The 14,413-nt window shown below is 42.8% G+C and carries 9 protein-coding genes; 3 read left to right on the forward strand and 6 right to left on the reverse strand.

Annotation, left to right across the window (positions count from 1 at the left end):
* Window position 1: 1 nt before the first annotated feature.
* From BW976_RS04120 to BW976_RS04145, 6 genes are all read right to left on the reverse strand, one after another.
* Window positions 2-1,423, reverse strand: coding sequence for a polysaccharide lyase 6 family protein (locus tag BW976_RS04120; RefSeq protein WP_245834634.1), 1,422 nt, complete (start codon window positions 1,421-1,423; stop codon window positions 2-4).
* A gap of 251 nt (window positions 1,424-1,674) precedes the next feature.
* Entirely contained in the window at window positions 1,675-2,367 is a 693-nt protein-coding gene (locus tag BW976_RS04125; RefSeq protein WP_175614038.1) for a fasciclin domain-containing protein, read from the reverse strand.
* A 10-nt stretch (window positions 2,368-2,377) separates the two neighbouring features.
* Entirely contained in the window at window positions 2,378-3,826 is a 1,449-nt protein-coding gene (locus tag BW976_RS04130) for a RagB/SusD family nutrient uptake outer membrane protein (RefSeq protein WP_076370746.1), read from the reverse strand.
* Window positions 3,827-3,837: 11 nt separating this feature from the next.
* Window positions 3,838-7,179, reverse strand: coding sequence for a SusC/RagA family TonB-linked outer membrane protein (locus BW976_RS04135; RefSeq protein ID WP_175614039.1), 3,342 nt, complete (start codon window positions 7,177-7,179; stop codon window positions 3,838-3,840).
* Window positions 7,180-7,405: 226 nt separating this feature from the next.
* Window positions 7,406-8,485 (reverse strand): FecR family protein, encoded by a 1,080-nt coding sequence (locus BW976_RS04140; protein WP_076370748.1) that lies wholly within the window; start codon window positions 8,483-8,485, stop codon window positions 7,406-7,408.
* A gap of 62 nt (window positions 8,486-8,547) precedes the next feature.
* Window positions 8,548-9,135: an RNA polymerase sigma-70 factor gene (locus BW976_RS04145; protein ID WP_076370750.1), complete on the reverse strand. Its 588-nt coding sequence runs from the start codon at window positions 9,133-9,135 to the stop codon at window positions 8,548-8,550.
* A gap of 333 nt (window positions 9,136-9,468) precedes the next feature.
* Between BW976_RS04145 and BW976_RS04150 the strand changes: the two genes are divergently transcribed.
* The 3 genes from BW976_RS04150 to BW976_RS04160 all read left to right on the forward strand — a co-directional run bounded on the left by BW976_RS04150 (window position 9,469) and on the right by BW976_RS04160 (window position 14,409).
* Entirely contained in the window at window positions 9,469-12,300 is a 2,832-nt protein-coding gene (locus BW976_RS04150; RefSeq protein ID WP_076370752.1) for a TonB-dependent receptor, read from the forward strand.
* Between the two features lie 62 nt (window positions 12,301-12,362).
* Window positions 12,363-13,787: a hypothetical protein gene (locus BW976_RS04155; RefSeq protein ID WP_076370754.1), complete on the forward strand. Its 1,425-nt coding sequence runs from the start codon at window positions 12,363-12,365 to the stop codon at window positions 13,785-13,787.
* A gap of 64 nt (window positions 13,788-13,851) precedes the next feature.
* Window positions 13,852-14,409, forward strand: a complete 558-nt coding sequence (locus BW976_RS04160; RefSeq protein ID WP_076370756.1) for a histidine phosphatase family protein — start codon at window positions 13,852-13,854, stop codon at window positions 14,407-14,409.
* Window positions 14,410-14,413: the final 4 nt, after the last annotated feature.

A 14,413-nucleotide genomic window follows, 5' to 3' on the forward strand; every position in this document is an offset into this window, starting at 1 on the left:
TTTAATTTTTAGCCTGATAACCCACCTCGGCAGCGCTAAGCGCATGTGCTTTTATCGGAGCATTACTTTGTTCGTCGGCACCAATGTCAAACGGCGCGGTTCGTGGCTGACCGTCCATATCTGTACCTAAAGCAGGATAAGCGGTCGTTCCATGGTCAATAGCCGGACTGCCTGCTTGTAAATGATAAGTTCCAGAGGTATTTCTTGCCAGTTTAGGGTCAACAGTAATATAACCCTCCGCGGGCATATTACCCGCATCCTTTACCTGGAATACGATATTGCCTGTCCACTGCGGATTAGTATACGGGCCGGAGATAGTAGCCGCCGGCCCGCCACCCTGGATGAGATTATCGGCTACAGTGATGTAAGTAGCTCCCAGCCCATTTTTGCGCGCGGTTTGGATAATATTTTCTTTGTTGTTAACCAATGTGTTAAAGGCGATCAGTACCCGGTCTGGCCGGTCGTGCGCGGTAAGCTGGGCGCCGTCGGCAACCTCTCCGTCACCATTCCCAACCATAATGGCTGAGCTGCAGTTTTCAAAATAATTGCTGTAGATGAGATGATCGTCGCCAAAGATCCTCAGGCCCGGCGTATTGAAAAAGTAATTGCCATATACCAAACTTTTGTTGCCATGGCGCAAGGTAAACTGCGCCGGGCAATCCCGGATGGTATTATACCGGAGTATTACCGCCGATGCTTTAACCGAGATCAATTCATTTTCCCCTTCACAGCGTTCAAAAAGATTGTATTCCACCACACTGTTGCTTGATGATAAGCTGAACCCACTTAAACCGAACTGCAACGCTTCGGCACCGTTTTTACCGCCCTGGCTGGCAAAATTGTTAAAATAGTTATGGTGGATGTACAACCTTTCGGCAATCTGTTTTCCTTCACCACGGATGGCTATAAACCGGCCCATGGCATTTTTATTCTGAAAGGTGTTATGATCCACTTCCTGGTCGCTGCCGGCGATGGTGAGGTCTTCCCCATCACCCTGGTTTTCAAATATGTTTTGAGTAAAGCGACAGTGGGTAGTGCCTACCCCCATTTTGGCTTTGGATGCCGCATGGGTGAACTTAAAGCCCCGGATGATCACATATGCCGCCGGGCTCTGTAAACTAAAACCGCCCTTGCCCGTAATTTCCGCGGCACCTGTATGCTGAGCGGCAATAGTAATCGGTTTTTCGCGGGTTCCTTTTCCACGAACAACTACATCTTCGGTGGTAGTATAAACGCCATCGGCCAGCAGGACCATGCTACCAGGCTTTGCCTTATCAATAGCCTTCTGCAGATCGGCAACTGACGATACTGTAATCGTTTGCGCCAACAATGTTTTTGAAGCCAGCAATAATAAAACAACAAAAGCAACAGCCATCCGGGATATTTTGCTTTTTAAATAGATGTAGGGATATTTTTTGTGCATTGCGATATGTGTTTTACTGGGACAAAAAGTACAATATGACTAACATCGGTTTATTTTTTAACGGATTACTTGTGCAAACAAGCTAATTTATACACTCCATTGGCTTTAACATTATTGTTACAAAACCAGCCAGTTACGGTGGGATACGGATTTATCATATCTGTTTCCCCTTGTTTTTAATTTCAGTGTGTTTAAAGAACCGGCCGCAACAGGGAGCCCCATCGCGACCGGCGAACCAATTAAACCAAGTACTATTTTGTTTGATAAAAAAGCACCCTGTCAATTACCTGTATAGCCCCGTTGATGGGCAAAATATTACTCGTACGCACGCTTACATAAGCTACCGAATTTGAAAAATCATTTAGCCGCATAGTAAAGTTTTGATCGTTATTAACCCGCAGGGTCATGATCGATGTAGGATTCAGCGGATCATAATTTAATGGTTGCAGTGTGGTGCCCACCACATTGGTAGGTGTTAAATTGTTAAAGGAATATGCCCCTTGAACAATTAAATACAACAGGTAGTTTTTTACCTGATCTTTAGGGTAATCGCTCCATTTTGTACCCGGCTTGCCATTTATTAGGTATTTGCCCCAGTAACAGTCGGCCGTTATAGTTGGCACTTTATTTACTACCGTTGTTCTGAAAACAGCATCATTATGCAATAACACAAATGTACAATTGGTTTTAATATATAAATTGGTATCAATCCCCGAGTATTCGATGGCTTGGAGCATGAGCTTAAAAATGGTATCCTTTCCCGAAAAGTTGTAGCTGCGGTCCTTGATATACTGCCAGGTAGTTTTGTTAATATGGGGATCAAGTACATAGGGGTGATAGTCGGCATTTTCCTGCAATTTTAATCCGGCCAGATTACACCCGGCCATGCTTATTAAAAGGCCCATACATGCAAGCCATACAATTGCTTGTTTCATCTTCTTCATTTGATATAGATTAATAAGGTGGATTTTGAGTGAGTTTGGTATTGGCATTCAATACATTCTGGTTTATTGGCCAGAATATTTTCCGGATATCGCCAAAACCTGTTGGAGGGAAGCCCTTTTGTGTTTGTCTTGCTTTAATTAAAGGGTCCATGGTTGAAACGATGATACCGTTGCGCTGCAGATCGAACCAGCGTTTAGCCTCACAAAAGAATTCCAGTTGCCTTTCGCGCAGAATGCCATTCCCATTTACCGGATTGCCATAAAGCATCGCATCAGCATTGTTAAAATCACTTGCTTTATAAGCTGGTAAACCGGCACGGGTATGTACCATATTTAAATAAATAAGCGCGTTAGCCAGGTCGCCGGTCCGGTTTAAAGCCTCGGCACGCAAAAGGTAAATATCAGCAAGGCGGTATAGTGGGAAGAGCAAGTTAGCCTGCGGCGAAGTAGGATAGATCTGGTTGCCGTTCTTATCCAGGTTGGGAGCATAGTACTTTAATATTTTATCGTGATTGTTCACTTTAAAATCAATGCTTTGTGCTCCCCTGATATCTGCGGCTGTAGTTGTAAAATAGGTCCATAATGCTGGGTCAACAGCAAAATCGCTGTTGGTATCCCCCGCTCCAATTTCCTGCGATGTTTTATTGCCGCCATCAACTGTGAAGTCCCAGTTCAAACTCCAGATATCCTCCTTGGAGTTTGTAGGCGATGTAAAGATATTTTTCCAGGTGGCAGTCGGTTCCAGGCTGTAGCGTTTTAAGGCTAATAGGTTATCGCACCATAGCAAGGCGTTGGTATAGTCATGGTTGTACATATAAACATCCATCAACATGGCGGCAATTCCCCCGGAATTAAGATTCCAAACCACCGATGCTGTTTTGTCAGACAGGTCATAAGCCTTCAGCAGATCGGGCAGGATCTCGTTTTTCATAATATCGGCTGCCGGGGTTACCCCTTTATATGGGTCGGTACTCAGGTCTTCATAGGGTTCGGTCCACAGCGGCACGTTGCCCCAAAGCCTTATCAGCCAGAAATAACAATAAGCCCTAATACCCAATGCCTGTGCCTGGTAATCTTTTGACAATGCCGGATCAATTACCGGTATAGTTGGAATGTATTTTATGGCAAAGTTTGCCCGGCTTATAGTGGTATAGAGCAGCGTCCAGTCGGCGCCATTTGTATTGGGCGTTAATACATTGATAGCCAAAGGCAAGGCATCGTTATAGGTTGGGTGGAAAGTGAGGTTATCGCTCCGGCCATCGCCCCAATAGATGAACTGGCTGTTAAACATATTCTGAACACCATCATATATACCCGCAACGCCAGCTTTGGCGTCATCGGCATTTTTCCAGAACTTATCACTTCCTAACTGACTTTTAGGGGGTTGATCCAGCAGCTTTTTACAGCCGGATATCGTGATCATCAATGTTAAAAAAGTAACGCTTAATATTTTTTTCATGTCTCGATGAATTAGAAATTAACATTTATACCAAAACCAAACTCTCGCCTGCGCGGATAACGGCCATTATCATTACCCGGGGTGAGGGCTGAGCTGGAAGAAAATTCAGGATCATACCAGGAGTAATTTGTCCAGGTAAGCAGGTTTGCACCGTATACATAAGCCCCAATGTTTTTGAGCTTATAGCGCGAAGCCAGGTTGCCGGGTAAATTATAGGTAAGCTTTGCGTAGCTCAACCTTATAAACGAAGCATTTTCCAGGAACCTGGTTTGCGTACCCGGGAAATTTGCTGTTGAGTTTTTCCGGCCCATGTAAGGGATATCGGTAATATCGCCCTGCTTTTTCCAGGAATTATAGGTAGTATTATTATCGGCAACAATACCTGATGTAGCCAGGTTATCTAATGTTTGCCGCGGACTGTCATAGATTTGGCCGCCCCAGGTAGTATTCAGGGTAAATGATAAGGAAAACTGCTTATAATTTATGGTATTGATGATGGAAGCGTAAAATGACGGCTGCGCATTACCTAATACCTGGCGGTCATTGGCATCAATTACGCTATCTTTTTTAACGTTATCAAATATCATATCGCCACCAAGCAGCAATGCTCCGCCGGCATACATATGATGTACAGTACCGCTATATGTTTGCCCGTTCAGCGTATATTTTTGAGCGGTTTTACCATCGGCAGAAACGCCTACTGGTGTTAACCTGTTCCAGTTGCCATCATAAGCGTTGGACGCATCATACTGGTAAACCCCAAGGCCTTTGTAGCCATAAAAATCGCCAATCTTTCCGCCTTCCTGCACCAGGTAAGTGGCGCCTCCTGCTGTTGCCAGGAAAGGCTGATGATTGTATAAGCTCTTGATGCGGTTGCGTTCAATGGTAAAATTGGCCCCAATATTCCAGTTAAAGTTTTTGAGGGCAACAGGTGTTGCATTCAACGAAAGTTCAAATCCCTTATTGGTAACATCGCCCACATTTACATATACATTGGTGAAACCCGTTTCCACCGGTATATTGCGCTGATAAAGCAGGTTTTTGGTTACCTTTTGATAATAATCGGCGGTTACATTCAGCCTGGAGTTGAAAAACTGCAGATCGAGCCCGATACCTTTCTGGATATTGCTTTCCCATTTCAATTGAGAGTTGCCGAACTGGTTACTTAATACCACGCCATTTACGGCATTGTAAAAAGAAGAGCCAAAAGTATAGATCAGCAAATTAGAGTTGGATGGGATACGATCATTACCTACCTCACCATAATTTAAACGGAGCTTGGCATCATTCAGCACTTTTTTTGCCCAACCCATAAATGGTTCGTCCGTAAAGCGCCAGGCAGCAGATGAGCCGTAGAAATTACCGTATTTGTTATCCTTCCCAAACCTTGATGAACCGTCTTTCCTGTAAACAGCACTGAATAAATAGCGGCTTTTATAATTATAGGTAACCCGGGCATAAAGTGATTCGCGACTGGTTGAACCGGCATCAGTACCAGTATTGGTTTGGTCAATAGTGCCATAAACATTGGAGGTGTATATGGTTTCGTTGGCAGAATTTGAACCGGCTATTTTAAAACTGTTATTCTGCGTTTTTTCGGCGCTTACACCCGCTACTGCGGTTATGGAATGGTTGCCAAATGTTTTACCATAATTTAAAAATCCCTGATAGGCCCAATTGGTATTAACCGCAAAACTTTCCCTGCCAGAATTAACCAAAGGTGCTGCACTGCTTAACAATTTAGGGTCGAAAAACACATTGTGTGGTGTTGATAAACCAAAATCAAAATTGTTGGTTACGCGCAGATCTTTGGTAATAGTATAATCGATCTGGTTAAAGAGGTCGCCGGTATATGTATTGGTTTGATTAATCTCCAGCAGAGCAACCGATAACTGGTTACGCCGTCCGCTGATGTAACCGGTTAAAGTACCATCTGGATAATATAAGGCCAGGTTTGACGGTCGTTGAAATGCCTGGTTAATGGTATTGCCCTCATTAATGTTATTGTTGGTGTTATACCCAAAAGACAGGCGGTTGCTGTATTTAAATCTTGGAGATACCTGGTAATCCAAGTTAAACCTTGCCTGAAGCGTTTTCGCGTAACTGTTAACAATAAGGCCTTCGTCATTAATATATCTGATACTGGAGTAATATTGAATACTCTTTTCGCCCCCGCTTACACCAAAGTCAAGAATATCCCTTTTGGCAGTTTGGGTAATAACCGCTTGATTATCATTGTCGGAGTTAAAAACAACATTTAATGAATCATTAGTGGTAGTCGGTTTATCCGGACTGGCGCCGTTATATAAATTCCGTTCAATACGCAGATCTTTGGAGTTTGGCTGCTCCAGTTTATACGCCATTACACCAAAAATGCGGGCATACTGGGCATTAACCATGGGTTTGCCCGGCTTACCTCGTTTAGTGGTGATCAATATAACACCATTTGCCGCCTGCGAACCATAAATGGCAGCAGAGGCCGCATCTTTTAACACCTCGATAGATTGGATATCATTGGGGTTTACATTATCGGCTGATTGACTTAAAATACCATCAATTACAAATAATGGCGCGTTACCCGCACTTGAAAATGTTGAGCCTCCGCGGATCTGAATAGAGCCTGTTGCCCCCGGCTCGCCCGAATCATTGATAACCAGCACACCGGATGCCTGTGACTGCAAAGCGTCTATCAGGTTTATAGGATGGCGTTCCTCTATCTGTTTGGCGCTTATGGTTGATATGGCTCCGGTAAGATCCCTTTTTGTTACCGATTGACCATAGCCGGTTACAATAACCTCGTTTAAATCGGTTGCCGATTCCTTTAGGGTAACATTGATACTTTTCCGGTCGCCAACAACTAATTCGGTTGAAACATAACCTATTGACGAGAACACCAGTGTCGCATTATTATCGGGTACATTGATCAGGTACTTACCATTCCCATCAGTAAGAACCCCTACCTGCGTACCTTTTAATTTTACGCTTACACCAGGCAATGGACCTTTGGCATCACTTACCACACCAGAAATGGATATAGGTGCCGTTTGTTGCCTTTTATCGGTAATGATGATCAGGTTGTTTCCGTTCAGTTTATAGGTAAGATTTGTTTGTGACAGCAACTTTTCCATCACCTCTGCAATAGAAGCGTTGCTGAGATCGACTTTACCAATGAGCTTTGCATTTAACGCATCATCGTTATAAACAAAGCGATAGCTGCTTGCCTTTTCCACTTCGGCAAGTGCTTTTTTTATCGAAACGTTATGCAGGTTAATATTGATCTTATCCTGCCCGTAGCCTTTTGAAAAAACCTGAAAGGACGATATCACGATCAGGATCAGGGTGCACTTTGTCATGAGAAATATTTTTATAAGGCATTGCAACCGCATATTGCTTATGCGGCAAGCATTTTTTTTCATAATTTAGTCTTTAGGTTACTTTAATTATTGGTTTAAGACGACTGGTAATTTTGAAGGACCAACACTGCGGGGGATGCGTCAACATTCTCCGTTTTTTGGTTTTATTAGCATTTTTATGGGTCAATTTTTATCATACGCAAGTTGTTTAAGGTTAAAATGCCGGTTAATAAATAACCACTTTATCGTTATCAATTAAAAAGTTAAAATTGCTGGTGGCCTTAAGCGCATCCAGGGCTGTTGCCAATGACTCTTTGGTAAACTTTCCGCTAAATTTCTTCTGTTTCAGCTCCTCATTTTTAAAAGAGATGGAAACGCCGTACCAGCGTTCCATTTTTTTGGCTACATCATCAAAATATTCATCATCAAACACCAGCTTGTTTTCAAGCCATTGCGCTTCTGATGGTAATGAATCGTTTTGCTCATGATGTAAAGAGCTCAGTGTTATCAAAGTATTATTCACATTGCTGCTGTGTACAATTTTGTTAGGGATGGTTAATTTTTCGGAAGGTTTTAAGATGATCTTATGATCGGGGTTTGCTACTGGTGTCAGTTCTATCCGGCCCCTGATTAACGATGTTTCTGATGCATTATCATTGGCATATGATCTTACATTAAAAGCGGTGCCCAATACCTTTATCTGCATAGTGGTGGTATTGACAATAAAAGGATGTTCGCTATCCTTCACCACATCAAAGAAAGCCTCGCCGGTTAAGCGTATTTCCCTGTACTTGTTGCCGTAATTGGTTCCGTAAAATATTTCGCTGCCGGCATTAAGCCATACTTTACTGCCATCGGGCAGTATTATTTTGCTAATGCCTCCCAGCGGCGCCGCAATCTGGTAAGTTTTACCCATGCTATCGCCTGTAAAACTTCTCCAGCAAAAAAATGACAACAGCCCAAAGACCAAACAAGCGGCGGCAATGGACAGGCGAGTAGAGCCAGACCAGATATTTCTTATTTGGGCAGAGGAGTCCGCCTTATCTTCAGGGCTTTGAAAACTATCCGTCGGGTGGTTATCTGTTTCGAGTTTGTTTTCCAAACGGTCCCATTTTTCCTGTAGCTTATGTGAAATAAAGCGGGGTGGCTGATCCGGATTTTGTTGCCATAAGGCTTCCAGCACCTGTATGGTATAAGCATCTGCCCAGGGTTGGGCAAGCAATATATCCAGCTGCCGAAGTTCTTCAGGAGTAGCTTCCTTATTCAGTTTTTTTCCTAAAAGTGTCCAAAGAGTTTCCTGGTCCATTGTTTAAAGCTTCAATAACAAGGACAGGGGAAAACAAAAACACCCTAGTGAAAAAAATGAAATTAATTGGCTGATGCCTTTTTGAAGCCCCTTTTATGATGGCCCGGCAAATCTGAAATTGCTGCCGCTATAGTTTTAAGGGCGTTACCCATATGATATTCAACCGTTTTTGGCGATATATTCAGGATTTCTGCAACGTTCCTGTATTTCAAGCGGTCTTCCTTAACCAGTTTAAATACCATTTTACATTGTTCGGGTAAACGCTGTACAGCATCATTTATAACTTTAGCGAGTTCTGCTGTGATCAATACATCTTCGACAGAATTACTGATATCTTTTAGTTCAAACCCTACCGATTCGATGTCAACACAGATGATACGGTTGACCTGATTATAATTAAAGGCTTGGTTTTTTATGGCTACGTACAAGTAAACCGTTAAATTATTTACCTCGTTTAGTTTGGTGCGGTTTGCCCATATTTTTACAAACACATCATCAACAATCTCTTCAGCTACTTCGGTTTGCTTTACAAAAGAGCAGGCTAGTTTTAATAATCGTTCATAGTATAAAAAGTAGATCTTTTGAAAAGCAGCAAGATCGTTATCATGCGCTATTTTTAATAATAGCTCTTTAAGGTCAATGTTTAACATCTATAATCAGGTTTGAACAGGTGCATTCTTAGTGGAGAAATGCAGGTAATTGGTTAAACCTAATTTAGGGTTGAAAAATACCTCAGAAATAAACAATATTGACTAAATACTAACTTCTATTTACAACAATTGAAGGATTCTGAAGGAATCACGATCCTGGAGTGGTTTAACGCAGCTACATATGTATCAACATATACTAGCCTTATCAGACTTATTTAGCCCGCAAATTAAGCCTGTGTTAAGTTTTGGTTATTGAATCTGTTTGGGGTTAATTATTCAGTTTTTCTCCAGTATTCAACAGGTTTCTTTGCGAAAAATCAAAATCCGTAGTCCATGAAACACTCCTACTTCCTTAACAGGTTATTGTTGTTTTCTTCTTTAATCTTCCTTTTTGCCTTTTCGTCTGTTGCACAGACCATAAAAGGTAAAGTTGATGATTATAAAACCGGCGAGCCCCTGGCCGGAGCAACAGTACATTTAACACAGCAAGGCGTAAATAAAACAGCCCCCGTAAACTTGAATGGGGCTTATGCTTTTAAAAACGTACATTCAGGTTCTTATCAAATACAGGTAAATTATATCGGCTATAAATCATCTCAGGTTTATGAGGGTAACATCAACTCTACCGATGAGATAAAGATCATCAACATTGATCTGCAGGATGCAAGCACACAGGTGGCCGAGGTTAAAATTACCGGCCAGGGTAATAATAAGGAAACGGATCGGGCTGCACGCGGTATCGAAAAAAATGCAGTGATGATCGAAAACATTTTATCTGCCAATACCATTCAGCTTTTACCTGATGTAACCGTAGCCAACGCTTTACAACGTGTTAGCGGTGTAAGCATACTGCGCTCGCCCAGCGGCGAAGGCCGTTATGCTATTATCCGTGGTATGGAACAGCGTTATAACTCTACGCTGGTAAATGGCATCAAAATCCCAAGTCCGGACCCAGCCTACCGTTTTGTTCCCATGGATATATTCCCGTCGGAAATGTTGGAGCGTCTGGAAATAATAAAGGCCCTTACGCCCAATATGGAGGGCGATGCTATTGGCGGGGTCATGAACCTGGTTATGAAAAGCGCTCCCAATCATTTTGTGCTGAGCGCAAACATATCTGGCGGCTTTTCTTCCTTATTCTCTAAAGGCCGTTTATTCAATGCTTTTGATCCATCATCTGCGCGTCAATCACCAGCTACGATACATGGCAACAGTTATGGGGCTACCTATGCCGATTTTAACAACAAAGCATTGACCAGCGACCAAAGTCTTAACAATCCGCTAAGCTCTACGGCTGGTTTAACCATTGGCGATCGGTTCCTGAATAATAAACTGGGTGTAATAGTTTCGGCCAGTTACCAGAATATCTACAGGGGTTCCAATTCTAAACGACTAATCCCTAACGCACAGCCAGATTATCAGCCTTTGCCAAACAGCCCTCAGTTTTCTGATTCTTTTGACCGCACGTATTCTACCCAAACGCAACGTTTAGGTATCCATAATAAAATTGACTATGCTATTGACGATAAAAACAAAATCTCGTTGTACAATTTGTACATCCATCAAAATGAGTTTGAATCGCGCCTGTCATCCGATACATTGGGTTTAGGCTTAAACTCCACTAACTTTAGCAAGCAGATCACGCTGTCAAACAGAAGCACCTTAACTCAGCAAACCATTTACAACTCTACACTGCACGGGGAGCATTTTTTAGGAGATGAATGGAAACTTACCTGGGATGGGGTTTATTCCAGGGCTACCCGCAATATGCCCGACAGAACCGAGTTTTCGTACGATGCAAATAAAGCCATCAATAGTACTGGTGTTGTTACCAATGAATATGATAACAATACGGCATTAACTCACCATTGGGAAAATAATAAGGACCAGGATATAAGTGGTTATGCCAACCTGATCTATACCCCTAAAATAGCCGGCAAACCCGTTGAATTTTCAACCGGAGGCTTATTTCGTCATAAAATAAGAGACGCGTATTATATGGAATACACGTTAAAAGGAGGTTCAACCCTGTATAACAATAATTTTAATTCCATTCCATTCACCATGTCGTTACCTATAGATGGTACCGGCAACAGTAATCCTGGTTTATCCAATAACTATCATATAACCGAAAACGATAATGCGGAGTATTTGCAGGCCCGGTTTGATTTACTGCCTAAACTACAGGTTTTAGGTGGTGTCAGGATTGAAAATACCAACCTTTCCTACCTTACTCAATCACCCATCACTGTTTCGGCCAGAAGTGGAAAATATATTTACACTGATGTTTTGCCAAGCATCCATTTAAAATATGCGTTAACTGATAACCAAAATATCAGGGCATCGTACTTTGCGTCCATCAGTCGCCCAGGCTTTGGTGAACAGGTACCTTATCAAATAGATGGAGAATATTACAAAGAGATAGGAAACCAGAATTTGAAACATATTACCGCTGATAATTATGATGTGAGGTATGAATTTTTCCCTGGCGGGGCCGACCAATTATTGCTGGGCTCTTTCTATAAAAAAATCTATAACCCTATCGAATATTATGTGGTTCGGGGTTCGGGCCCAAGCGACTTGTTTATTCAGCCGCAGAACGCCCCGGGGAATGCTACCAACTATGGTTTTGAAGCTTTGGCAACCAAGTTTTTTGGGATAATTGGTTTCTCTGCTAATTATACTTATACCCATTCCAGGGTCACTACGCCTAAACTTCTTTATGCGCCAACGGGGGCAAATGGTCAGCCAATGAACAGCATTATAAATGAAACTCGTCCGTTACAGGGGCAGGCCAACAACGTGGGAAACGCATCCGTATTATTTAAAAGCGCTAACCTTGGCTTAGATATGCAGCTGGCCTTTGTATACACCGGCGAACGTCTTGCGCAGGTTTCCGCATACGCAAATCTCGACTTTTACCAGCATGCCTATAACCAGTTAGATTTTTCATTCGAAAAAACGCTTACTAAACACCTATCCTTTTACGGCAAGATCAATAACCTTACCAATGCCGCTGCTAAAATATATCTGAAATATCCGCATGATAAAATTAAGTCGCAGTTGCAGGAGTTTTTGGGCAAACAGGACATAGCAGCACAAACTTTAGTGCAAAGCGATTATTACAAAACATTATTCCTTGGTGGTTTCAGGTATAAATTCTAAAAATCGCGAGGCTCTAATTGGTGCTATTAAAAAAACAAGTCACGAACGAATAAACTAGAACAATGAAAAAATATATAATCCCCATTATTTCCCTGATATTATTTGCATCAGTCTCCGGCTGTCAAAAATGGAAAGGCGAACATACCGAGATTTACAGCTATACACCGCCTGCAGCTAACCCGGTAAGCGATAAAGCCCCGCTATCTTGTGGCGGCGGTAGCACGGTTAGTGCGGTAAAGGGCACCATGCTTAGCGGCAAAACCTACACTGTACAGGCTGGTTGCGACCTGGTTATTAACCCTTTAGACACCTTGTTGATGCAACCCGGCGTAACTTTAAATATGGGTGCAGGTAGCAGCTTGATTGTTTTGGGTACCTTGGTTAGCAATGGCTCAAAAAACCAGCCTAACTGGATTACCATTCCCGGGATAACCAAAAACGATGCGCCTGGTGGCCTTGCCCCTACTGCTGATCCTGCTTATGCTGGCAAATGGAAAGGTATTATTGGCGGACCAACCTGTAACCTGATGGTATTGCGATGGACACACGTGGAATATGCCGGTTTAACCGAAGGCGACGCAACATCTAAGCTTGCCGATGCGGGATCGGGCAATCAATACAGCATTTTATTTGCCAATTACAAAGGCAGCTTTATCATGGAAGATTCCTGGTTATACGGCGGTGTGGATGATCCCATCCGTATATCGGCCGGGAAGGTAGCCATTTTCCGCAGTACGTTTGAAAAAAACGGAGCTATCGGTGGTGATTGTTTAAATGCCAAAGGAGGTACCGTTGGAACCATGGCTTATAACCTTTTTATGGGAACAGCAACAAACGGTCAAAAAGCATCCAATAAAGGGCAGGCCATCGGCGCACCACAAACCAACCTGGTGATGTACAATAACACCTTTGTAAGCGGAGGATACCGGCAACAACAAAGCGGTCGTGGTGGCTGTATCAATTATGAAGAAGGTGCCGCGGGTATGTATTACAACAACGTAGCCATCAATTGCCGGTTTGGATACCGGGTGGTAGGCAATCCGGTTGCCGATGTGGCGCATCTTTCTTACGGCAATAACTATCAGTGGGCCGATTCATTAAGCGTGGCAAACCAGTTTTATCCTACCGGATACATCACCCAGCCACAAAGTACCGATATTCCATCCATTACCACTTCCGCAAAATATCTTCCTACAAATTACCAACTGGGGTCAATTTATGATGGCAGCGATGTGGTTCAGAAAAACAACCCTGCATTTTTAAATTTTCCTTTGCCAACATCAGGTCACGCTCTTTCACAATATAGCGCCGTTGGCAATTTCAATTTCCATTTGCAACCGAGTTCTCCTCTGATCGGAAAAGGAAACACCGGTATAAAACCACTGATCACCGTTCCTTTGGATAAAATTTACGGGCTATCTGATCCAACGCCTCCGGGAGCCGATCTCGGTTGCTACCAATTAAACGGCACAGGTAACCAACACTAATTTTTAATTTACCAGAGCGATAGCTGAATGTACATTCAGCTATCGCTTTATAATCCCATCATCCATGAAATTACTTATTAAAAGCGGCACCATATTACTGGTTTGCGCTTGGTTTATAACAACAACCGCCTTCGCTCAATCTGCTGATTTAAAGATCATATTTATACGCCATGCCGAAAAACCAGTAAAAGGCGATAACCTCACCTGCCAGGGAGTGAACAGATCGTTAAAACTTCCGGCTGTTATTAATGCCAAATTTGGTGTTCCGGCTTATCTTTTCGTCCCGGCTATGGGTTTAGGAGAAGCAACCAAACATTCCCGGATGTTTCAAACTATCGTTCCTTTGGCCGCAAAATATAACCTGACGGTTAACAGCAGCCGGCAGGAAAAGGATTCATTGGGAATGGCTGCCGATCTTAAAAGCAGAGCCGGAACTACCCTGGTAGTTTGGGAACATAATAATATTGTGCCCATTGTAAAAGCATTAGGTGTAAAAGAAGCCGGCCTAAAATGGCCCGATGACGATTATGACAGCATCTGGGTAGTAACGTTCAAAAACGGAAATGCCACAATTACCTTTGATAAGGAAAATATACGCCCTTCTGCCGATTGCGGCTTTTAGCTTT

Origin of the sequence: Mucilaginibacter lappiensis (assembly GCF_900155965.1) — a bacterium.
GTDB lineage: Bacteria > Bacteroidota > Bacteroidia > Sphingobacteriales > Sphingobacteriaceae > Mucilaginibacter > Mucilaginibacter lappiensis.